Source organism: Phormidium sp. CCY1219, from assembly GCF_055795085.1.
This window is the reverse complement of the sequence record NZ_JAYFEQ010000209.1, coordinates 1-21,240: the sequence shown is the minus strand read 5'-3', so window position 1 is coordinate 21,240 and position 21,240 is coordinate 1. Positions and strand designations below refer to the sequence as shown.

At 48.8% G+C, this 21,240-nt stretch carries 20 protein-coding genes; 12 read left to right on the top strand and 8 right to left on the bottom strand.

What is annotated here, in order from left to right:
* Positions 1-2 precede the first annotated feature (2 nt).
* From urtE to AC0QH1_RS01580, 7 genes are all read left to right on the top strand, one after another.
* Positions 3-731 carry an urea ABC transporter ATP-binding subunit UrtE gene (urtE, locus tag AC0QH1_RS01610; RefSeq protein ID WP_324629005.1) on the top strand — a complete coding sequence of 243 codons (729 nt, stop codon included), beginning with the start codon at positions 3-5 and terminating at the stop codon, positions 729-731.
* Between the two features lie 40 nt (positions 732-771).
* Positions 772-1,638, top strand: coding sequence for an ion transporter (locus AC0QH1_RS01605; protein WP_324629004.1), 867 nt, complete (start codon positions 772-774; stop codon positions 1,636-1,638).
* A complete protein-coding gene (locus AC0QH1_RS01600; protein WP_324629003.1) occupies positions 1,622-2,497 on the top strand; it encodes an urease accessory protein UreD in 876 nt (291 codons plus the stop codon). The genes AC0QH1_RS01605 and AC0QH1_RS01600 overlap by 17 nt, the downstream gene beginning before the upstream one ends.
* A 16-nt stretch (positions 2,498-2,513) precedes the next feature.
* A complete protein-coding gene (locus tag AC0QH1_RS01595; RefSeq protein WP_324629002.1) occupies positions 2,514-2,759 on the top strand; it encodes a nucleotidyltransferase family protein in 246 nt (81 codons plus the stop codon).
* A 125-nt stretch (positions 2,760-2,884) separates the two neighbouring features.
* Positions 2,885-3,187: an urease subunit gamma gene (gene ureA, locus AC0QH1_RS01590; protein WP_324629001.1), complete on the top strand. Its 303-nt coding sequence runs from the start codon at positions 2,885-2,887 to the stop codon at positions 3,185-3,187.
* A gap of 45 nt (positions 3,188-3,232) precedes the next feature.
* On the top strand, positions 3,233-3,544 hold the full coding sequence (locus AC0QH1_RS01585; RefSeq protein WP_324629016.1) for an urease subunit beta: 312 nt from the start codon (positions 3,233-3,235) through the stop codon (positions 3,542-3,544).
* Between the two features lie 147 nt (positions 3,545-3,691).
* Positions 3,692-5,053: an NAD(P)/FAD-dependent oxidoreductase gene (locus AC0QH1_RS01580; RefSeq protein ID WP_324629000.1), complete on the top strand. Its 1,362-nt coding sequence runs from the start codon at positions 3,692-3,694 to the stop codon at positions 5,051-5,053.
* A gap of 69 nt (positions 5,054-5,122) precedes the next feature.
* On the opposite strand, the gene AC0QH1_RS01575 is transcribed toward AC0QH1_RS01580, so the two are convergent.
* A complete protein-coding gene (locus AC0QH1_RS01575; protein WP_324628999.1) occupies positions 5,123-5,443 on the bottom strand; it encodes an STAS domain-containing protein in 321 nt (106 codons plus the stop codon).
* Between the two features lie 768 nt (positions 5,444-6,211).
* A complete protein-coding gene (locus AC0QH1_RS01570) occupies positions 6,212-7,663 on the bottom strand; it encodes a C40 family peptidase (RefSeq protein ID WP_324628998.1) in 1,452 nt (483 codons plus the stop codon).
* Between the two features lie 64 nt (positions 7,664-7,727).
* On the opposite strand from AC0QH1_RS01570, the gene ureC reads away from it, so the two are divergent.
* Positions 7,728-9,452 (top strand): urease subunit alpha, encoded by a 1,725-nt coding sequence (gene ureC, locus AC0QH1_RS01565; protein WP_324628997.1) that lies wholly within the window; start codon positions 7,728-7,730, stop codon positions 9,450-9,452.
* 59 nt (positions 9,453-9,511) lie between these two features.
* Here the strand turns inward: ureC and AC0QH1_RS01560 are convergent, their stop codons facing one another.
* The 6 genes from AC0QH1_RS01560 to AC0QH1_RS01535 form a co-directional block, all read right to left on the bottom strand.
* Entirely contained in the window at positions 9,512-10,285 is a 774-nt protein-coding gene (locus AC0QH1_RS01560; protein ID WP_324628996.1) for an ABC transporter ATP-binding protein, read from the bottom strand.
* Between the two features lie 101 nt (positions 10,286-10,386).
* Positions 10,387-11,385 carry an IMP dehydrogenase gene (locus AC0QH1_RS01555; protein ID WP_324628994.1) on the bottom strand — a complete coding sequence of 333 codons (999 nt, stop codon included), beginning with the start codon at positions 11,383-11,385 and terminating at the stop codon, positions 10,387-10,389.
* A gap of 1 nt (position 11,386) precedes the next feature.
* Entirely contained in the window at positions 11,387-11,851 is a 465-nt protein-coding gene (locus tag AC0QH1_RS01550) for a nucleoside 2-deoxyribosyltransferase domain-containing protein (protein WP_324628993.1), read from the bottom strand.
* A gap of 150 nt (positions 11,852-12,001) precedes the next feature.
* A complete protein-coding gene (locus AC0QH1_RS01545; protein ID WP_324628992.1) occupies positions 12,002-12,790 on the bottom strand; it encodes a MazG nucleotide pyrophosphohydrolase domain-containing protein in 789 nt (262 codons plus the stop codon).
* Between the two features lie 448 nt (positions 12,791-13,238).
* Positions 13,239-14,111 (bottom strand): ABC transporter permease, encoded by an 873-nt coding sequence (locus AC0QH1_RS01540; RefSeq protein ID WP_324628991.1) that lies wholly within the window; start codon positions 14,109-14,111, stop codon positions 13,239-13,241.
* 55 nt (positions 14,112-14,166) lie between these two features.
* A complete protein-coding gene (locus tag AC0QH1_RS01535) occupies positions 14,167-15,180 on the bottom strand; it encodes an aliphatic sulfonate ABC transporter substrate-binding protein (protein ID WP_324628990.1) in 1,014 nt (337 codons plus the stop codon).
* A gap of 980 nt (positions 15,181-16,160) precedes the next feature.
* Between AC0QH1_RS01535 and AC0QH1_RS01530 the strand changes: the two genes are divergently transcribed.
* From AC0QH1_RS01530 to AC0QH1_RS01515, 4 genes are all read left to right on the top strand, one after another.
* Positions 16,161-18,293: a mechanosensitive ion channel domain-containing protein gene (locus AC0QH1_RS01530; protein ID WP_324628988.1), complete on the top strand. Its 2,133-nt coding sequence runs from the start codon at positions 16,161-16,163 to the stop codon at positions 18,291-18,293.
* Positions 18,294-18,690: 397 nt separating this feature from the next.
* Positions 18,691-19,176 (top strand): SET domain-containing protein-lysine N-methyltransferase, encoded by a 486-nt coding sequence (locus tag AC0QH1_RS01525; protein ID WP_324628987.1) that lies wholly within the window; start codon positions 18,691-18,693, stop codon positions 19,174-19,176.
* 275 nt (positions 19,177-19,451) lie between these two features.
* Positions 19,452-19,808, top strand: coding sequence for a hypothetical protein (locus AC0QH1_RS01520; protein WP_324628985.1), 357 nt, complete (start codon positions 19,452-19,454; stop codon positions 19,806-19,808).
* Positions 19,809-20,159: 351 nt separating this feature from the next.
* Entirely contained in the window at positions 20,160-20,864 is a 705-nt protein-coding gene (locus AC0QH1_RS01515) for an iron-containing redox enzyme family protein (RefSeq protein ID WP_324628984.1), read from the top strand.
* Positions 20,865-21,240 lie beyond the last annotated feature (376 nt).

Genomic DNA, 21,240 nt, shown 5'->3' with positions numbered 1-21,240 from the left:
CAATGAGCGAAGAAATCAAGGCAAATTTACCTCAATTAGACATATCGGGTTTAAATGTGTATTATGGCGAAAGCCACATTTTGCGGGATGTAGATTTGAGCGTTCCGCCCGGGAAAATGGTGTGTCTCATCGGGCGCAATGGCGTGGGGAAAACCACCTTATTAAAAACCGTGATGGGGTTAATCCAACCGCGCGAGGGACAGATTGATTTTGCGGGAAACAATCTGCGAGGAAAAACGCCCGATCGCCGTGCGAAAATGGGCATTGCCTACGTGCCGCAAGGGCGGGAAATCATGCCCCGACTGACGGTGAAGGAAAATTTAATTTTGGGTTTAGAAGCTTGTGCGAAACCTCCGAAAACCCCCGGGATTCCGGCGGAAATTTTCGAGTTATTTCCGGCGTTAAAACCCATGTTAAACCGCATGGGAGGCGATTTGAGTGGGGGACAACAGCAACAATTGGCGATCGCCCGGGCGTTGATGGGGCGTCCTCGTTTGCTGCTACTCGACGAACCCACCGAAGGCATTCAACCCTCGATTATCCTGGAAATTGAAGCCGCCGTGCGTCGCATTATCCAGTCTACGGGTATCTCGGTGCTGCTTGTCGAACAACACCTGCATTTTGTCCGACAGGCGGATTGGTATTATGCTATGCAAAAGGGCGGAATCGTCGCCGCCGGTGCCACGAATGAACTCAGCAATGATGTCATTCAGCGGTTTCTCGCGGTTTGAATTGCGAAAAATTCCCATGTCTCTCATTCGGAATCGATCCGTGAGGGGATTTCCCTTGTCGATCGCCTTGCTACCCATGAACGAACAGCTCAAAAGACGAATTTATATTATTTTAGATGTGGCTGGGGCGAGCGATCGCCTCAGTCAATTATTCGATGTTTTTATTATTTCCCTCATTTTACTCAATGTGGTTGCCGTTGCCTTAGAAACCGTAGACTGGATAACGGCTGAATTTTCTGATGCTTTTCAATCCTTTGAAACGTTTTCCGTCACGGTTTTTACCCTAGAATATATTCTGCGGGTATGGTCTTGTAACGCTTCTCCGCGATTCCGCCATCCGGTGTGGGGGCGGCTGAAATACACCCTCACGCCTTTAGCTTTAATCGATTTAATCGCAATTATCCCGTTTTATTTGCCGTTTTTATTCGTAGATTTACGAATTATCCGCGCCTTGCGCTTGTTTCGGTTATTGCGGCTATTCAAACTCGGTCGCTATTCTAAATCATTACGCACCCTAATTAAAGTTATTTTTTCAAAAAGAGAAGAACTGATTTTAACCTTTTCGGCGGTGATTTTGCTATTGCTCGCGGCGTCGAGTATTATTTACTTTGCCGAACATGAAGCGCAACCGGAAGCATTTCCTCATATTCCCGCAGCAATGTGGTGGGGCGTGGTGACATTAACCACTGTGGGCTATGGTGATGTGTATCCCGTCACCGCGATCGGCAAGGTATTCGGTGCCGGGGTTGCTATGTTGGGTATCGGCATTTTTGCCTTACCGGCAGGCATCCTGGCATCTGGTTTTTCTGAAGAAATTGCCGCGAGAAAAGAGCGACGCAAAAAAATAATCCGACCACCTCAAATTTGTCCTCACTGTGGAAAAAATATCCATGAACCGCCAAAATAACTCCATTGCTTTTTCTCCAGAACGGGGAGAAAATACCGCCGCCGGATGGCATGGCAAGGTGGAATTAGGGTATCGCAATTGCGGCGGTGCCACCAAACTGATGCGCGATCGCGTCCAAGCGCCGTTGAAAGTTCAGCGCCCCTTTTATCCAGAGGGAAACGCCATTTGTCATAGCGTAATTTTGCACACTGCCGGCGGAATTGTCGGCGGCGATCGCCTCTCGCAAGATATTCGCCTCGAACCCAATTCTCATGCTTTGATTACCACAGCATCGGCGGCAAAACTGTATCGCAGTGAGGGAGAAACTGCTACTCAAAAAATTAGCATTATTGTGGAAAAAGATGCGGTGTTGGAGTGTTTGCCCCAGGAAATGATTGTGTTTGACGGAGCGATTTATCGGCAAGAGATGCGGGTAGAATTAGCGCCGGGTGCCCGGGTTTTGTTGTGGGAAATTAGCCGATTTGGGCGCAGTGCCAGGGGGGAAACGTTCCGGCGGGGACATTGGCGATCGCACAGTGAAATTTGGCAAACCGGACGACCCTTGTGGATCGACCGACAACAGGCGATCGGGTCTGCAGCGGCGATCGCGACTCCCAACCGCCTAGCATGTCGCCCAATTGTAGCTACGCTAGCCTGGGTAGGAGAACCCGTGACCCGACACCTCGTCCAGCAAGCGCGCAGTCTGTTCCCCGAGAAAGGCGGCGAAGTCGGTGTCACCCGCCTCACCGACGGATTATTATGTCGATATCGCGGCGATTCCACCGCAGAGGTGCGACACTGGTTTACAGACATTTGGGAACTCCTGCGCCTATCCTTCTTACACCGTCCCAGTTGCCCCCCGCGCGTTTGGCCTTTGTAAACTGAAGCAAAATTCCATGAAACCCCATCAATTGCCCATCGAAATTCCCCTTGACAAAATTGCCGAATTCTGCCAACACAATGACATCCAAAAACTCTCCTTGTTCGGGTCAGTTCTGCGCGATGACTTTTCCCCGGAAAGCAATATCGATTTTCTGGTAGAATTTATGCCAGATAAAAGCATCGTTTTTTTTGGGCTAGTCGGGATGGAAATCGAACTGACGGAAATGTTAGGACGAAAAGTAGATTTGCGAACCCCATAAGAACTCAGTCGCTATTTTCGCCAGCAGGTTCTCGACTCCGCCGAGGTGATTTATGTTCGTGGATAACCGAACTCGTTTATCGCCGAACTAGAACCCATTATCGAATCTGAACCACAGGAATAATCATGCAACTCTCACCGCAAGAAAAAGACAAATTACTGGTATTTACCGCTGCGTTACTAGCGGAACGCCGCAAAGACAAAGGCTTAAAACTCAATTATCCAGAAGCCGTGGCCTATATTTCTGCAGCCATTCTCGAAGGGGCAAGAGAAGGACGAACTGTGGCAGAATTAATGAGTTATGGCACCACCTTGCTCACCCGGGAGCAGGTGATGGAAGGGGTACCGGAAATGATAACCGAAGTGCAGGTAGAAGCCACCTTTCCCGACGGCACAAAATTGGTCACGGTTCACAATCCGATTCGGTAATTATATTGGCGAAACTCGTTCAAATTTCAGAAAACAGAGGTGAATATGATACCCGGAGAATATATCGTTAAAGCGGGAGAAATCGAGTTAAATGCGGGTCGAGAAACCCTGCGGCTGACGGTGGCCAATGCAGGCGATCGCCCGATTCAAGTAGGGTCGCATTTTCATTTTTACGAAGTGAATGAAGCCCTGCACTTCGAGCGCGATCGGACCCAAGGAATGCATCTGAATATTCCCGCCGGCACTGCAGTGCGCTTCGAGCCAGGAGACGATCGCGAAGTGGAATTAGTCCCCTTTGTCGGCACTCGTCAGATTTACGGCTTCAATCAGAAAATCAACGGTTCTCTCGAGCGCTAACACTAACTCGCTCTGTAGCCGAGACTACCTCAATTCTGCCAAAATTTCCTTACTCTAAAATAGATCTGGAAAGCAAACCTCATCGCAAATGCACCGGGGTTTGTTTTTCCCGATTGACTTGTAAATTGAATTGGAAATTTATTCCCAATGGTAGATGCGAAACAGAAAAATTCTCCCCCGCATGTGGTCATTATTGGCGGCGGATTTGGGGGACTCTATACGGCCCAGGCACTCGGGCGCGCTCCCGTGGAAGTCACCTTAATCGATAAGCGAAATTTCCATTTATTTCAGCCCCTTCTGTATCAAGTGGCAACTGGCAGTTTGTCTCCGGGGGATATTGCTTCTCCGTTGCGCGGCGTCCTCAGTCGCAATAAAAATACGAAAGTGCTGATGGAAGAAGCGGTAGATATCGACCCACAGGAGCAAAACGTCATCCTGAAAGGTAAAGAATTGAGCTATGATTTTTTAATTGTAGCCACGGGAGTTAGCTATCATTATTTTGGCAACGAACAGTGGAGAGAAAAAGCACCGGGATTAAAAACCGTCGAAGATGCCTTAGAAGTGCGGCGGCGGATTTTGATGGCATTTGAAGCCGCAGAAAAAGAACCGGATCCGGAGAAACGAAAAGGCTGGTTAACCTTTGCGATCGCCGGTGGAGGACCGACGGGAGTGGAATTAGCCGGGGCGATCGCCGAATTAGCCCACAACACGTTAAAAGAAGATTTCCGCACCATTGACCCGACCAGCACGCGAATTTTATTGCTCGAAGGGATGGATAGAATTCTGCCTCCTTACCCGCCAGAATTATCCGCAAAAGCCGAAGAATCTCTTCGCAAATTAGGCGTGACGGTACAGACCAATAGCTTAGTGACGAATGTTGCGGATGATGCCGTTACGGTTCGCCGAGGCGATCGCGAAGAAGTTATTCCCACGCGCACCTTACTCTGGGCCGCCGGTGTCAAAGCATCGGAAATGGGACAAGTTTTGGAAAACCGCACCGATGCCAAACGCGATCGGGCCGGACGAGTTATCGTGGAAGCTGATTTAAGCCTTCCCAACGCGCCGAATATTTTTGTTATTGGCGACTTGGCTCATTACGCTCATCAAGATGGCAAACCCCTCCCCGGCGTCGCCCCCGTCGCTATGCAAGAAGGCGAATATGTTGCGAAACTGATTAAACACCGTCTCAAAGGACAAGATTGCCCGCCTTTTCAGTATGTGGATTTTGGCAGTTTAGCTGTCATTGGACGCAATGCAGCCGTCGTGGATCTGGGATTTGTGAAATTTTCCGGTTTTCTCGCGTGGCTGTTTTGGGTTTTCGTCCATATCTACTTTTTGATTGAATTTGACAACAAATTAATCGTAATGATTCAATGGGCATGGAACTACTTTACCCGCAAGCGAGGCGCTTGTTTGGTGACCGGACAGGATGAAAAAATGCGGGTAGAAATTGAAGAGGGCGGCACCTACACTATCCCAGAAACAACGGAATCGCCCATCGAAGTGTAACAAAAATTCGGGGTGGGCTTTTTTGCCCACCCCTTGCACAGATAAATTGAATCCTAGGCAACCCCCGGACTAAAATATTATTTTTTCTCCCAAATCGGGCGCTTCTTCGTTGTGTGGTAAAATATCGAGAACGCGATCGAGTTCGGTAATTTCAAACAGGTAAACAAGCGACATTTTCATATTGCACAAACTTAAGCGGCGTCCGGTTTTCAGCGCCAGTCGATGGGCCGCAACCAGAGACATCAACCCGGAATGATCCGCAGAATTCACCTCGCTTAAATCGATAAACCAGCGCTTGTGTTTTTCCCAAGCTAAGCGCGCTACCTTTTGCTGTAGCATCGCCGCTACTTTTACATCTAAATTGCCCTGGGGTTGCAACACCACATTCATGCTCACTCCTCTGTGTCATCTGAGAGTACAAGGATCCAACCGCTGGGGGAGGCCCGCTGGTTGCGTAGAAGCACGCATTTCGTCCCCCCAGTGCTTTCATAATATCCGTAATTGCTCGGTTGCGCTCAGTGATTTGAGACAGTGGGGGCGGTGATAATTTTCTCTGGCGAATGTGATTGCGATCGCAGCGATCGCCGGTTCTCCTACTGGATCCAAAGCAACTGTGACCCTGGTCACAGGCCCCTCGGCATTGATGTCATCAAAACATGACTCCCAGCTCACAGGGACTCGCGATCGCGCTCACTCTTTTCCCGTGACGAATATCATCTTTTCTCACGACGTAAATCACTGGCTATTCAACAAAAATCGCTGACAATTAAAAATGTAAATACATCGAAATACCGAAGTCCCCTTCCTTTCCCCAAGTTCTCAGTTGGCAAAACACCAATTGCAGAATTGGCGCGATGAGGAAAAGACTTTCGGACAAATGCTTTAAATACTGTTTTACAACTGCCTTACTCTAGTTTAGTCACTCCCATCTAATTTTGGAACTCTTAGCATCCTCATGCTCGCTCAACTCGGCTCAACTGCCGAGTTTTTTTATCAGATAATGTTTCGGTACGCTGCATTCTCAAACTCGTAGAAACTGTAGGGTGGGCAATGCCCACCCATTCACGATTTCTGGTTCCCCCCAGGAGAAAACCTTCTCCCCGAGACTCCGCCTCCCCCCAGTCACCCATTGGAAACCGAGGGTTTTATCGCTCCAGATTAAGCCGCCCGATCGCCAATTAACTGCATCGGGACGCGCCCCCCACCAAAATAGGTGCGCTGAAAATAGCGATCGTAGCGCGTTCCATTTCTCAACCGATTGATTTTCACCCCACTATAACCGCCGCGACGGGTGGAATGAATAAACCGATAATTCCCGAGATAAATTCCCACATGAGTCGCCAAGCGGCGGTTCTCGCTAAAAAATACTAAATCCCCCGGTTGTAACTCATCAATATTTCGCAAACTGCCCGCCACCGGTTGGGTGTAAAGCTTTTGCTGATAGGCATCTCTGGGTAAATAAATATTCCCGGCGCGAAAAACAGTTTGCACGAATCCGCTACAATCCAAACGAGTGCCTACCGTTCCTCCCCACAAATAGCGTCCGCCGCCAAGCGCCCCTTGGGGTAAAAACTGTTTGGCAATCTCCAACAACCGGGGTTTATCCCGAGGAGAATTTTCCGGTAAAATAACATCGCGGCGGTTTAATTGGACTTCGCGATTATCGGGTAAAATGACCGCGATCGCCTCGGATTCTGCCCCCGCTTGCTTGAGGGCTGTATTTGGCATAATTGGACCGATAAAATTCGCCCCGGGTGACGATTGCCGATAGGGCAATCGGGTGCCAAAATACAGGGTTTGCGGGCGATTGAGAGTGCGGGCGATTTGAACTTTCGGCGCAGTAACCCACTGTTCGAACGTATCGCGATCGCATTCTTTTAAATCCTCCCGCTTTATCCAGGCCAAATATCCATCATCTTCAATTCTCACCCGCACGAATCGGCGATCGCCACTATATTGCAGCAATTTCACCGGGGTTCCCAACCGCACTTGAGTGGCTAAATCGGCGATGTCGGTACTGGGTTTGGTGTAGAGATTGCTATAGGGTTTGATAGTAATTCCATAATCCAAATCTACATCATTATAGGGAAATATCGCCACCTGCGATCGCACCCCATTGGCAAAACTCTGGTTGGCCACTCGTTCGATGACATCTCGTTCTTGCCAATCGAAAACTTTCCCGGTTAAAGTCGGCAGATTCTCCTCATAATTAACCCGCAGGTCAAACACCGTGTCCCGATGAATGCGGGAATAAGGGTTTAACCGGGTGGCATTTCTTTCCGCTTTAGGGGTGAGGTCGAAAAATACCTGTCGGCGCTCTAATTTTTGTTGCAGCAAAGATTCCATTTCCGGGGTTAAATTGCGGATAAAGGTTTGCACCTCTCCGGGAATCGCCACAGTGGGAGACGAGAACACAATTACCATAAAAAAAGCGATTAATCCCGCTAAAACGGGAGATTTTTTGACGTTCAATTGACGCAACATGAGGCAGTTGAATGCTAACAAACAGCAAATCGGCAAATAGCCTAGCCAAAAATTCGCCATTTCCTGGGCCGATCCGGAGAGTCGTAGGGTGTGGCCACCGGCGCGATGGAAAATCAACTCTGCCAAGGCCAAGGAGTGATAAACTGAGGGGAAAGTAACGGGTATGAGTAATTCCCCGTGAGGAGTGAAGATGAGCTATCGAATGAATCGTCGCGCCTATGCGGAAACCTATGGTCCCACGGTGGGCGATCGCATCCGTTTGGCGGATACGGAATTATTTATCGAAGTGGAACAAGACTTTACCACCTATGGCGACGAAGTGAAATTTGGCGGCGGGAAAGTCATCCGGGATGGCATGGGACAATCCCCCATTTCTAACGAAGAAGGGGCGGTAGATTTGGCGATTACCAATGCAGTTATCTTAGATTGGTGGGGGGTGGTAAAAGCAGATGTGGGGATAAAAAACGGGAAAATATTTAAAATTGGCAAAGCGGGAAATCCCTACATTCAAGACAATGTAGATATTATTATTGGCCCGGGAACCGAAGTAGTGGCGGGGGAAGGAATGATTCTCACTGCAGGGGGAATTGACGCCCACATTCACTTTATTTGTCCGCAACAAATCGAAGTAGCGATCGCCTCGGGAATCACCACCATGCTGGGTGGCGGAACCGGGCCGGCGACGGGGACGAATGCCACCACCTGCACCCCGGGTCCGTGGAACATTCACCGAATGCTGCAAGCGGCGGATGCCTTTCCGGTGAATCTGGGGTTTCTCGGGAAAGGCAACAGCAGCAAACCGCGCCCCCTAATCGAACAAGTGATGGCGGGGGCGATGGGACTGAAACTGCACGAAGACTGGGGTACCACTCCCGCCGCGATCGATACCTGTCTTGGTGTGGCGGAAGAGTATGACCTGCAGGTTGCCATCCACACCGACACCCTCAACGAGGCGGGTTTTGTAGAAAACACGATCGCCGCTTTTAAAAATCGCACAATTCATACCTATCATACCGAAGGTGCGGGAGGCGGACATGCACCGGACATCATCAAAGTCTGCGGCGAAGCCAACGTGCTACCCTCCTCCACCAATCCCACGCGGCCTTATACTGCCAATACCTTAGAGGAACATCTGGATATGCTGATGGTGTGTCACCACCTCGATCGCAGCATTCCCGAAGATGTGGCCTTTGCCGAATCCCGGATTCGCCGCGAAACCATTGCCGCCGAGGATATTTTGCACGACTTGGGGGCGATTAGCATGATTGCCTCGGATTCTCAGGCAATGGGACGAGTGGGAGAAGTTATCCTTCGCACTTGGCAAACCGCCCATAAAATGAAAGTGCAGCGCGGGTTTCTCCCGCCCCCGGATGGCGCAACTCCCGAGGCAGAACAGGACAACTTCCGGGCGCAACGGTATATCGCGAAATATACTATCAATCCGGCGATCGCCCACGGCATCGCCACCTATGTGGGGTCGATCGAAGAAGGCAAACTGGCAGATTTGTGCCTCTGGAATCCCGCCTTTTTCGGCGTCAAACCCCAACTGGTCATCAAAGGCGGCGCGATCGCCTACGCGCAAATGGGCGATGCTAACGCCAGCATTCCCACCCCGCAACCCATCCACATGCAGCCGATGTTTGGCAGTTTTGCCGGCGATCGCCACGCTACCTGTCTCACGTTTCTCTCCCAAGCCGCCCTAGAATTAGACGTTCCGAGTCAGCTTAACTTGCAAAAACTCGCGGTTCCCGTGTCCGATACCCGCAAAATTCAGAAAACTGACATGAAGCTGAACGGCCTCACTCCCTATATTGAAGTGGATCCGGAAACTTACCAAGTGTGGGCAGATGGGCAATTGCTCGCTTGCGAACCCGCCCGCGAATTGCCCTTAGCTCAACGCTATTTTCTCTTTTAAAGTTTCCCTGGTGGTTGTTGCAATTGCACGCAACAACCCCGGGTAAAAAACTGAGGTTGTCAAACTGCTAATGGAACATTTTCGTCCGATCGCAGCTTACCCATGATATAATATTTGTAGTCGAGGAACTTTGCCGATCGCCGCAGATAATCGCTGCGCTCTTTCGGTAAATCCAGAATAATTTCTTCTTGCACCGTTCCCGGACGAGCGGTTAGCATATAAATCCGTTGGGACAAAAATACCGCTTCTTCCACATCATGGGTAATCATTAAAATAGAAGTGCCCGTCTGGTCCCAGATTTGCAGCAGAAATTGTTGCATCACTTCCTTGGTTTGCACGTCCAAGGCACCAAACGGTTCGTCCATTAATAAAATTTTGGGCTGACAGGCGAGGGCGCGGGCGATCGCCACCCGCTGTTTCATTCCCCCGGACAATTCTCTGGGCAGCGATCGGGCAAATTCCGACAACCCGACAATTTCTAAATAATACGCCACCTGCTGCTCTCGTTGCCTGCGCGAAACCCCTTGCAGTTTTAACCCAAATCCCACATTTTCCGCCACACTCATCCAGGGATAAAGGGTGTAGTTTTGAAATACCATACCGCGATCCGGTGCAGGTCCTTTCACCGACACTCCATCCACTAAAATTTCTCCTTTTGTCGGCATCTCCAACCCGGCAATCAAACGCAGGAACGTCGATTTTCCCGAACCCGACGCCCCCACTACACAGACAAACTCTCCAGTTTCCACATGCAGGTTAATATTTTGCAAAGCCAGCAAACTTCCCCCTCGGCGAGGAAATGCTTTGGTTAAATTGTCAACTTCTAAATGCATGAGTTATTCTCCTCAATTAAAATCAAGGCTGTTTACAGATTTTTTCCTGGGGTATCTGAGAATGCAGCACCTTTCGGTGAATCCATCAGGGAAATGGGTGGTTAAAGAATAAATTCCAGTAAAGCAGAGGTTTTGAACTCGGTTAGGGCGGAAAAGCCGGCTCTAGAAATGGCGAGTTTGAGAATTGCTACCCATTCTAAAACAGTTGTATCGAAATCGGAAGCGACTGGTAGTTCTTTGGTGGTTCCTTCCGGAATGAGGTCGGCGGCGATTTTTCCTTTTCGGCTCATTCCACGATAAATTTTTACCCGATCGCCTACCGCGTTAGTTTGCATGGGTGCCGCACTTTCTGGAAGACTGGCAAACCTCTGTCCCATCATCACGGCATCCGCTCCTAATGCAAAGGCAATTACCGCATCGGAGATGGTTTTCACTCCGCCATCGGCAATTAATGGCACGCCGAGTTCTGTAGTGACTTTAGCACAGTCCCACACCGCAGAAGCTTGCCTTCTACCACAACCGAGCAGTTCCCGCCCTCGGTTGATGGAAGCTGAGGTCATTCCCACCCGAATGGCATCCACGCCGGCTTGAATTAATCCCCGACAATCTTCTGAAAATACTACATTTCCGGAGATGATTTCGAGATGGGGAAAGCGGTGTTTGAGTTCTCGTACCGCTTGCAGGTGCAGATGCGGACTTTGATGTAAGGTGTCTAGTGCAATGACGGAAATTCTATCTTGGAGTAAGGGGGCAATTTCTGAGAGTTGGGTTAAATCCGGTGAGAGAAGAAGACCCAGGCGATCGTCGCGGTGGGGAAAGCGTTCTTTTAGTTCATCGACTAGGGCATATAATTGCGGGGTTTCTCCATAAAAACCATGTAAAATGGGCAATCCTTTGGCTTGAAGCATGGCGAGTGCTAGTTCTTTGCCAATTACGCTGTCCATCGGCGAGGGAACAAACGGTAGTTCAGTGGCAAAGGTTGGCGTTATGTGGGTTTTGATTTCTACATCCTCGGGTCGAACGTTGGAGACTCTGGGAATGACCGAGAGATGAGCGTATTCAAACCCGCAACAAGGGGGCGGAATAATCCGAGAGGTCATGTTAGTTAATTGCTTCTACTGCTGCTTTTAGTAAAGGAGTCAGGCGATGGTAGGGTTTTTTCTGGGTATGTTTTTCATAGAGCCAATCTAAGTAGCGAACCGACACCGCCTCATCGGGTCTGCCATAAAAGACGCGCTGGGGTGCGAGACTCACATAGCGACCGAATTCCACATTGGTGGTCAACCCAGGCAAGGTGGCGATCGCTCTCGGGACCCAAAAGACGATCGCGCTGGCACGTTCTAATCCTTGTTCGTCCCATTCAAATTGCTCGATTTCATCGGGATAAAACGCGCCGGTGGACCATTCGGGCACGATCGCCTGCCCCCTAAATTGCAAGTCCGATAAAATCTGTAATGCTTCCTTGCGCCAGGAGATGACCTCCGCCCTGCGTGGGGTGGGTCCGGCGAGAAAGAGGGAGTTCGACAGATCCTCGGGCAGTGGGCGATCGGTGTACCAAATTTGCATCTGGCAATTCCTCACTTCTGCGATTGTTGGAGAGCGATCGCCACGCCTAATCCTGCGCCACCCCTTGTCCAAAGGTCATTGGGCACCGCTGGGCGCAGGTAGGCGATCGCGCCAGATCGGGTAGCTTGTTCCCCCGATCTGACTCTCGGTTTAATATTTCAATTGAAGCGGGGCGAAAATCGATTCGTGATTGCGAATCATTTTATCGGCAACCCGATCCACTACGGTTGTGATGTCAAATTTTCCCTCTTCATCGGCAATTTGGCTCATCAAATAGAGATTGAATAGCACATCGCCGATTTCTTCAATCAGATTTTCGGTATCTTTGTTTTCTACTCCGGCTTTAATTTCTGCCACTTCTTCTTCGAGATTTTTTACGATCGATTCATAGGTTTCTGCGCGATCGTTGGGGCATCCTTCGGGAGAGCGCAAGATTTGAGTGACTTTATGCAGTTTGGCAAATGGCAGTAGCTTTTCGATTTCGGAATAGTGACGGGCTTTGCGAATGGCGAGATCGGCAATTTCGTGAACTTGCCCGCCTTCGAGGCAAAAATAACGAATGTTATTTTTATCAAACCCCACATCTTCCGCCGCTTCTTGCACCATTAACGGAATCTGCATTGAATGGGGCGAGCCATCTTTGGTCAAAACTACCAAACTGGTGACCCGCTTCAGTCGAAAAATCGTGCAGAGTTTAAAGCCTAATTTGTCCAGGTGCGTCAGTTCCGGACAAAACGAGAACGCACGTCGTCCCCGAGCTAGGTTTTGGAAAACCGTCGGGCTAATTTCTGGGGAGTAAGAGCAGGTTAACAGTAAATCTCCCGAAAATACATTTACGTTTGAGGCAATGATATTCGGAGGAACTTCCACCTTTACCGGTTGAGTGGATTGGGTGGACATCGATGCACGAAGTTCGCTGAGATTGATTTCAAGAGCCATAGGTACTCCAGTCTAGGACAATTGTAATGGATATGGCCAGAAATTCTGGCTCGAATGCTGAGTATTTCATCCCTCTATCCACCAACTATTGCTAACGCTAGAGTTGGTGGCGTTCCGCTCCGGGTAATCTCCTGCGGTTTGCGGTGGAGTGATTTGCTTTTTCTAGTGAAGTTCTCCAAAATATATTAGAGGAGTCAATTCACCAGAAAGCAGGGACGAAATAACATCGTATTTATTTGCCTTTCATTGTATGTCATTCTCTATTTACTGTCAAGTTAAGTTGACATTTTTTTACTCAACAAAATAAATGACTAGGATTCGCTTTATATATGCAAGGATAACCCAGGAAAATGTAGGACTAGATTCCTCCTTTCCCCTAGATGAATTGCTTTTAAAATGGAGCGCAAGTCCCCCCTCGCCCAACAACCTAAACGAAAGAGTTAAATAACTAGCGATTCTCGTGACTCGCCCAAGCACAAGTGAGCCGCAACAGAAATCGAAAGAACAAGTCTATGGACAACCCGATGATGCCAATCACAATCAAGCCGGCAAAAATTTCATCGGTTTTGAGGAATTTTTGGGCGACAATAATGCGCCGTCCCAATCCTTCAGTCGCCGCCACCAATTCGGAGACAATGACTAAATTCCATCCGGCGGCAATATTGACGCGAGCTGCATCGATAATCGTGGGCAGAATGTAGGGAAAAATCACTTGCCAGATGATTTGGGGGCGGCGCGCGCCTAATGTATAGGAGGTTTCGATTAACTCCTTGGGCACGAACTTGACCCCATCCATCACCATTAAGGTGTTGTAAAACAAAATGCCGAGAAAAATCAGCAAAATTTTGGTCGTTTCCCCGACTCCGAAGTACAAAATCAGCAAGGGGATAAAGGCGGGGGCGGGCATATACCGGAGGATGGCAATCATCGGTTCGAGGAGCGATCGCACGCTGGCAAATGACCCCATCACCGTTCCCAAGGGAATCGAGATTGTCGCCGCCAAGGCAAACCCCATCAGCACCCGATATAAACTGGCGAAAATATCTTTGAGTAAATCCCCGGTTGCCCAAAGATGGGCGATCGCCGAAAATACCTTAGCTGGCGTGGGGAGAAACAAGGGTTTCACCCATCCCGAATTCGAGAATATCCACCAAAACAAGAAGGGTATTGCGATCGACAGTCCCATCAGCACCCACCGCAAGCGATCGGGTATATCCTCAGCAATCCGCCAAAAAACCGTGGGCCGCAAGGTTCTATCTTCCGGGGCGCTATCGTTTTGTTGCTGGTTCCTCTTCGGTTGAATCAATGGAGCTTTATTCATTCGCAAACCATTTTTCTTACGGCATCCTTCTCTTCTGTGACCACGATGGGCGGATTTATTCTTGTTCTCGTTGCTGGGCGTAAGCTTTCACGAATCGGTCATCGAACAATCCGTCGATATCCGGTTTCTGTTGAGCCAACCCGGTTTCTACTAAAAAGTTGCTGACTTGTTCTGCAGCATAATATACAGAATTCAGGTCATTTCCGGGGGTAAAGGCGGTTAAGTTTTCCTCCAGGCTCAACAGATTGGTGCCCGCTGCATATTCTTTGTATTCTTCTACCGACACCCCAGCGCGCTTCGCCATCATTTCATAGGCCGTTTCTGGATTGTATTCCATAAAGGCCAGGGTATCGAACCAGGCATTGACAAAAGCTTGCACCGCTTCGGGACGATTTTCTATCGTTTCGCGCTGAAAGACGATCGCCGATGGAATTGCCCCCGGGACATCTTTTGAACTAAAAATGACTTTACTGCCCGATCGCTGGGTTGCTTTACTGGTAAAAGGGGCGTAAACGCTCACCGCATCGACCTGTCCCGCCACAAAAGCGGCTGCAGATGCCCCGGCTTCTAACGGTTGAAACTCGATATCCTCGAGAGTCAACCCGGCTTTTTCTAATGCCAGCCGCAGCAAAAAATAAACGGTACTTTCTTCGGCGGCGACAGTTTTGCCTTTCAGTTCGCCAACGCTGTTGATGCCTTCGCTGACGATAATTTGGTCGTTGCCCGTGGAATAATCCGTCACCACCACCGCGACCAGATCCGCACCGGCGGCGACGGCATTAATTGTATCTTGCAGGCTTAGGGTGTTGGCATCCAGTTGACCCGCCGCTAAAGTATTGAGCGAATCTAAATAGCCATCGAACCACTGCAAGTTAATGCCCGCATTGTTGGCGGCAAATTTTTGTTGCTCTTCGGCTACGGTTAAAGGCAACCAACCGGGCCAGGCACTATATCCGATCCGAAGTGCATTGGGATCCTTCCCGGCGGTCGGAGAAGAGGTGCAACTCGCGCAGAAAAATACACTGACTACAAATATACTCAATCCAGACCCAAACGCCCGACGCTTCATCGTTCCTCCGTGGATAAGTTTCTACTATACCGTTGCTTTGGGGTATGCATTTGCTGCAAACCTTCTGCTCTTTTATTCTTCCCATTCGGACTGGCAGCTTTTGTCGGTTGAACCTTGTCCGGTGTTACCTGGTTAGGTTGAACGCCCGGGAGAGTCCTCCAGAGTCGGTCTTTTCGTTAGCTTCTCCATACCCACCTGGGATAGAGGGTGGGTAGGAAGAACATTCCCTCGATTATTGTACACCTATTTTTATCGGTTGATTTCTGCTACTTGTTATCCCCTCGCTTTTTCCCTCCACTCCTTGATTTTTTGCGGCATAAATGCCAGGATTGCGCCGAAAATTCCGGTGCTTCAAGACCCACCATCCGAGGGTTTTTGGGGTGGGAAAACCTCTCTGAGCTGTTATTTCATCACTGTTCTTTTTTGTCAAGCGTTGGATCCTACGGCGGTGACCCCATTGCGGCGGGGAAAAGCGCACTGTGTGGGTGAGGTACCTGCATGGGAGCCGGTAGTTTTGCCGATCGCCCCTCCATTGTTTTATCGCCTCCTGTCACCCTCCTGCCAGGAGTGTCAATTGATTTGGCTACAGTGTCAATTGATTTGGCTACAGTGTCAATTAATTTGGCTACAGCTCGCCCCTGAATTGCTAAAATGAGCCGTTCGCGAGAAACAAAGCAGGCGGAACGGCTAGGGTTTGCGACGGGTTTACGGTTGTCAGGGCAAAAACAGCCAGAAGCCATTGATAAATCGCTTGTTGAATGTGGAGAAAGTAGTGCAAAGTACAGTACGAGAACGGTAAAAGGGTTGAAAAGAAATTCAGCAAAAGCCAGAGCGGAGCGAGGGTAAATCCGGAAGTCAACAAATCTTTACAAAAACAATAGAATTTTCCGATAAGATTGGCATTGACAAAATCCTTGGGCGTTGATTAGACTCAAGGCTAATAACATGGACACTGAAGCTGTTGGGGAGAAACTAAAAGTATGTTTCGCTACCGAATCTGGTCTGTTGTGGTAGCGGGAATCGCTTGCACAATTGTGAGTTGGAGCGGCCCCGCGCGATCGCAGGAAGATCCGAGCGCTGAAAAAACCTTCATCGCAGAGACAATTCCCGGCGATCCGAATACCGAGAGCGCAATCACCACCAAAGACCTCAACATTCCCGTAGAGGAACTGAGGTTGATGGTCAAGCCGCTCACCCTAGAGGAACTAGAAGTGGAAGCGGCGGCGTGGTTGTTAATTCTCAAGGAAAAAGTTCAAGAAATTAGCGAAGTCGAAATCGCCATCCGACGCCAAAACCTGGCGATCGCCAAACAGGAAGAAGCCGCCAGTGAGTTGGAAGCGGCCCAGCAATCCCTGGCAGAAGCCGAAGAAGCGCAAGCCCAAGCAGCTCCAGACTCTCTGGAATACCATGAAGCTACGAAAAAAATCGAATCAGCCAAAGAAAATATCAAAAACGCGCAGAGTGCCTTAGAAGAAGCGCAGGAGACCCAACAGGGGCTGCAAGAAGACGACGCGCTCAACGCGGCTTTAGCAAAAGCAGAGGAAACCGCCGAACTGGAAAAAGCCAGAGAGGTACTGGAGCAAGCTAAGCGCGATCGCGAGGAAGTGTATTGGCCCGGAACCGTTGCCTACGAGGAACTGGTGGGCAAAATCGATACCCTCGACACTGCGATCCGGGAGCTAGAAAAGGCCAAAGAGGACTTACGGGGAGCCGAACCCAACTCCCCAGAAGCCGAAGAAGCCACCCGGCAATTTGACGCCGCCTTGGAAAAGGTAAAAAAAGCTCGGGAAGCCATTAGCGGAGCGTCTGAACCGCAAAGCGATCGCGGCGGGCAAAATGATGCCACCGATCGCGTGGCTGCTAGTTTGGAAAATACCGAAATCGACAGCGACGGACAGACACTAGTTGCCGGTCCGACGGGCATTGAAGAAGATGCCAACCTGCAAAACCAACAAGAAGAACTCGAAGACAGCGCCGAGCAGTTGAAACAAAGCGCCGAAGAAGAGTCCGAACAGAAAAATCAACTAGTCGTCACCGTTACCGAACTGATAAACGAGCGCACCGCGATCGTCGATCGCTTCAAAGTGATTTTGCAGGAACTGGAGAGCAAAGGCGGCGACCCCACATCCTACTCCCAATTCATCAGCGCGATCGGCGTCGTGGAAATTGACGTCCAAGATACCGAAGGTCTGGCACTGCGCGCCGTCAGTTGGCTGAAGTCCGATGAAGGCGGAATGCGCTGGGCGGGCAATATCGGCAAGTTTACCGGCATCATGGTGGCATCCATCGTGGTGGCCCAGGGTCTCGGCATCCTGCTCAATCGCACCCTGATGCTGTTTCCCGGCATCTCCCACCTCCTGCGCGAGTTTGTGGTGATGTTGGTCAAGCGCGGCGGGATCGTGGTTGGGGTGTTGCTAGCCCTCACCGCCCTGGAAGTCAGCCTCGGACCGATTTTAGCCTTGGTTGGGGGGGTTAGCTTCGTCTTGGCATTCGCCCTGCAAAGTAACTTGGGGAACTTCGCCAGCGGCTTGATGCTGATGGTCTACAAACCCTTCGACGTGGGGGATGAAATTCAAATGAACGGCATCTGGGGGTATGTGGATTCCATCACCCTGGCCAATACGCGCCTTCAAGGGTTCGACAGACAGATGATTAACATTCCGAACAATACGGTTTGGAGTTCAACCATCACCAATTTAACCCGAAGCGAAACCCGTAAAGCTACCTTATGCATCCGCATTCCCTTTCACCAAAGCATTGTCCAATCGGAACGCATTCTGGTGGATCTTGCGAAATCTCACCCCTTAGTCCTGGACGATCCACCGCCGGGAACCTTCCCTTGGGAGTATGATGAGTATTTTATCGCAATATACTTTGGATTTACAACCAAAACCGACGATTTCTGGTCAGCATGGCCGGATATTATCCGCCACATCCAGATCCGCTTCGAGGAAGAAGGGCTTTCCGTCGCCTTGCCGGAACAGAATATTCGCGTTGACTCCAAGTCCAACGGCAATGGTGCTTCAGCAGGCAAACCTGCTTTCCACATGGAACACCCCGTGGACCCAAGAATCTCTGCCGAGGGTCGTCCTCCATCGGTGGAAGCGTTCTAGAATCGGCTCGGTTGTGAGCGATACTACTTCACGGTAGGCGATCGTGCCTCCCATCCCCCCTGTTCTCAGGGGGGATTTCCATGTTGTACCATTCATCCACCTCGGGTTTGACAAGTCTGCACCCCTGAATCGGCCTCGCTTCCCATGATTGCTCCACTCACAATCGCAACTCCTTTGCAATGCTTCTGCAAGCTGTAGCAGCCCCTCGCCAACCCACGCCAAGCTGCTGCTTTTGCCAGACAATTCGCAAAATTTTCTATGCCAAAGGGATTTGATGTTGAAAAGAACGATGCTATACTAGAAACAAAGGGAGGTGACTCACACCCCCGGCTAACTCCGATGTATTGCCATACTCCACCGAGTAAGGAAACCAATTGAAATACCACAATCGCTTAGCATGACTGAAACAGTCAAGATAACTCACAAAAAACACCAGGTAGCCCCAATCGCTGAGGTTTGGGAGTGCCGACAAACCAGGAATAAATCCCTCCACGCCATTGGGGAGTTTTGTCCGGGAGAAGTTTTGTTTAGTTTTGGGGCGAGAGAAATATTAGCTAAACCCAACTATTTATCCGTACAGCTCGATAAAAATCGGCACATTCTGCTAGATCCCGAGTGGTTGCAATGTATCAACCATAGTTGCGACCCCAATGTGGATTTCGATACCACCGAGATGAGGGTTACTGCTCTGCGTCAAATTAACACTGGGGAAGAGCTGACTTTTTTCTATCCCTCTACAGAATGGTCGATGGATAGAGCATTTAAGTGTCATTGCGGAAGTCAAGCCTGTTTGGGAAAGATTGAGGGAGCGGGACAATTACCTCGAGAAATACTCGGTAAATATAGGCTATCCCAACATATCAAGCACCAGCTAGGGATTTAGGGAGGAAATGATTGCTAAGTAGGTATGCAAAATAATTTGCATGCTTACATCGGTGGCTCGTTCCCTAGCTTCTGCTAGGGAACGGCTGAACCGCAACTCCGCCTCGCCACCCGTAAATCTGCAAAATAATTTGCGTATGGGCTTCTCGAAAAACTCAAATCGACGCGATTTGAAACCGTTAGTCAGCCAGAAGGCAGAGTTATATTCAGGGACGATAAAAGCGTTTCCTGGCGAAATTTGTGTGAAATAAAAATCAATTAAACCTGAATAATGTTATGGTGTCAAAAGAATTTTATCTAGTGATTGAATCCTCGTGGTTTACTTATTGTTATTTAGTAGATACCTGGCTTGAAAGATTGGGGGATTTTTCTAATTTTAAGGGAATAATAGCAATAGAAAAACCAGGGTCAGAGAGGCTTCACGCCGAAAGGGAAGCATTCCACAGAGAATATGCAGGTCGCACGCAATTAAATGAGGATATGAGAAACAGCCTGCACAAGTTATATCCGGGTTTTGAGGAACCAGAAAAGGCGATGATTCATTTATTTGGAATCTCCAAATACTCAACCAGCAGTTATGCAAAAACAATTTATTTTCCTAATGTTATAGCAGTTCTCATATGGGTGAGGTAACGAATTTTTTACCTCGGAGGTGCAAGCGCGGTAATGACTATTCGGCTACGGATCGCATCAATCTGAGAAAGGCTATAAATCAGAATTGAGAAAATTTTTTCTTTTTTATAGGCATCTATGATTTTTTTCGTAAATCTCTGGAATAAGCTTTTATCTTATAATTGGTCGCTTGAACTAGTCTCTGCATTCTACCACATTTATTTGAGAACCGCAATAGATGCGATTACCCCGATACAGGGATTTGATTTTCTTCAATGTAAATTTGTATTACAAAAATGCAACATTTTTGGTATCAACGCCTTAGACCTGTTACAATTAGAGCTATTAGGGCATTAATAATGAAGCAATCTAATGAAAACCAAAAATCTGAATTCTGAGTTGGCTGTTTCCCTCCGGCAGTTTGTCGAGCCATGGTATGAGAAATACGCCCAATCTTTAAATGCCATGAAATTATTCACGGCTCATGAACAATTAACCAAAGAACAGCAAATTTACTTTGTGCAACTTGTTTATCATCTCTACCGACTGAGCAGCCAAGAAATTCTTTGGTATTTAGGTAACCATGCTCCTAATTTGACAATTAAGCAGTCCATAATAGATAATATTCGTGAAGAAATGGGAGGAGCTGGTCGCTCTCACGAAGAAATGTATCATAATTTCGCCGTAGCTGTTGGCATTGATATAAAATCCAAGTATTTTATGGACGATACCTACCCATCCTTCGTTAGCGGCTACAAGCGAGGATGGATTGAGTGGCTTCAAAGTGGAGAAGATCAAGATACCCACAGCATAGCCTGTCTATTATCTGCTTGGGAAAAACTTGACAACGTTGACTTTCTGGCTTTATTGCGGGTAGCAGAGACATTTAATGTACCTCAAAACGCTTTGACTTTCTTTAAAGTTCACTGTGAAGCCAAGCATTTTGAAATCATGGAGCCAGTATTGTTGCCGCTTTGGGAAAAAAACTCCCAGAAAGTCGAAGAAATATTTCAGTTTGTTAGTCAATACGAACTTAAGATGCGGCAACAGTTAAGCGATGCAGTTTGCAATAGTTAAGCGATGCAGTTTGCAATCTATAAAATTTATTTCCGTCTTTTCCCCGCTTGGAAATATAGCATTAAGTTCTATAGTTATCCAGTGGGTAATAGTGGACTAGCAAGCTTAAATTTGTGAGAGCATCTCCGGGTTGAAGAGAGACGTAACCCCCCAGACCCCTTCCCTAAAAGGATTCTGTGAGCGAATCACATGGGGGTTAAAACCCCATATGCATCAAGCTAAGGTGTAAGCATAGGTACTGCCGAGGTTTTGCCCAGATAGAAGCTATCCATGTATTAATTTGATTGTCTATCAGTTCAGGTGAGGTAACGAATTTTTTACCTCGGAGGTGCAAGCGCGGTTGGGACTATTCGGCTGCGGATCGCATCAAGCAACA

What these genes read in the sequence shown, in the direction of transcription:
- urtE (WP_324629005.1), top strand. Translation starts at nt 3, where the DNA reads ATGAGCGAAGAAATCAAGGCAAATTTACCTCAATTAGACATATCGGGT.
- AC0QH1_RS01600 (WP_324629003.1), top strand. Translation starts at nt 1,622, where the DNA reads ATGAACCGCCAAAATAACTCCATTGCTTTTTCTCCAGAACGGGGAGAA.
- AC0QH1_RS01595 (WP_324629002.1), top strand. Translation starts at nt 2,514, where the DNA reads ATGAAACCCCATCAATTGCCCATCGAAATTCCCCTTGACAAAATTGCC.
- ureA (WP_324629001.1), top strand. Translation starts at nt 2,885, where the DNA reads ATGCAACTCTCACCGCAAGAAAAAGACAAATTACTGGTATTTACCGCT.
- AC0QH1_RS01585 (WP_324629016.1), top strand. Translation starts at nt 3,233, where the DNA reads ATGATACCCGGAGAATATATCGTTAAAGCGGGAGAAATCGAGTTAAAT.
- AC0QH1_RS01580 (WP_324629000.1), top strand. Translation starts at nt 3,692, where the DNA reads ATGGTAGATGCGAAACAGAAAAATTCTCCCCCGCATGTGGTCATTATT.
- AC0QH1_RS01575 (WP_324628999.1), bottom strand. Translation starts at nt 5,443, where the DNA reads ATGAATGTGGTGTTGCAACCCCAGGGCAATTTAGATGTAAAAGTAGCG.
- ureC (WP_324628997.1), top strand. Translation starts at nt 7,728, where the DNA reads ATGAGCTATCGAATGAATCGTCGCGCCTATGCGGAAACCTATGGTCCC.
- AC0QH1_RS01560 (WP_324628996.1), bottom strand. Translation starts at nt 10,285, where the DNA reads ATGCATTTAGAAGTTGACAATTTAACCAAAGCATTTCCTCGCCGAGGG.
- AC0QH1_RS01555 (WP_324628994.1), bottom strand. Translation starts at nt 11,385, where the DNA reads ATGACCTCTCGGATTATTCCGCCCCCTTGTTGCGGGTTTGAATACGCT.
- AC0QH1_RS01550 (WP_324628993.1), bottom strand. Translation starts at nt 11,851, where the DNA reads ATGCAAATTTGGTACACCGATCGCCCACTGCCCGAGGATCTGTCGAAC.
- AC0QH1_RS01545 (WP_324628992.1), bottom strand. Translation starts at nt 12,790, where the DNA reads ATGGCTCTTGAAATCAATCTCAGCGAACTTCGTGCATCGATGTCCACC.
- AC0QH1_RS01540 (WP_324628991.1), bottom strand. Translation starts at nt 14,111, where the DNA reads ATGAATAAAGCTCCATTGATTCAACCGAAGAGGAACCAGCAACAAAAC.
- AC0QH1_RS01535 (WP_324628990.1), bottom strand. Translation starts at nt 15,180, where the DNA reads ATGAAGCGTCGGGCGTTTGGGTCTGGATTGAGTATATTTGTAGTCAGT.
- AC0QH1_RS01530 (WP_324628988.1), top strand. Translation starts at nt 16,161, where the DNA reads ATGTTTCGCTACCGAATCTGGTCTGTTGTGGTAGCGGGAATCGCTTGC.
- AC0QH1_RS01525 (WP_324628987.1), top strand. Translation starts at nt 18,691, where the DNA reads ATGACTGAAACAGTCAAGATAACTCACAAAAAACACCAGGTAGCCCCA.
- AC0QH1_RS01520 (WP_324628985.1), top strand. Translation starts at nt 19,452, where the DNA reads ATGGTGTCAAAAGAATTTTATCTAGTGATTGAATCCTCGTGGTTTACT.
- AC0QH1_RS01515 (WP_324628984.1), top strand. Translation starts at nt 20,160, where the DNA reads ATGAAAACCAAAAATCTGAATTCTGAGTTGGCTGTTTCCCTCCGGCAG.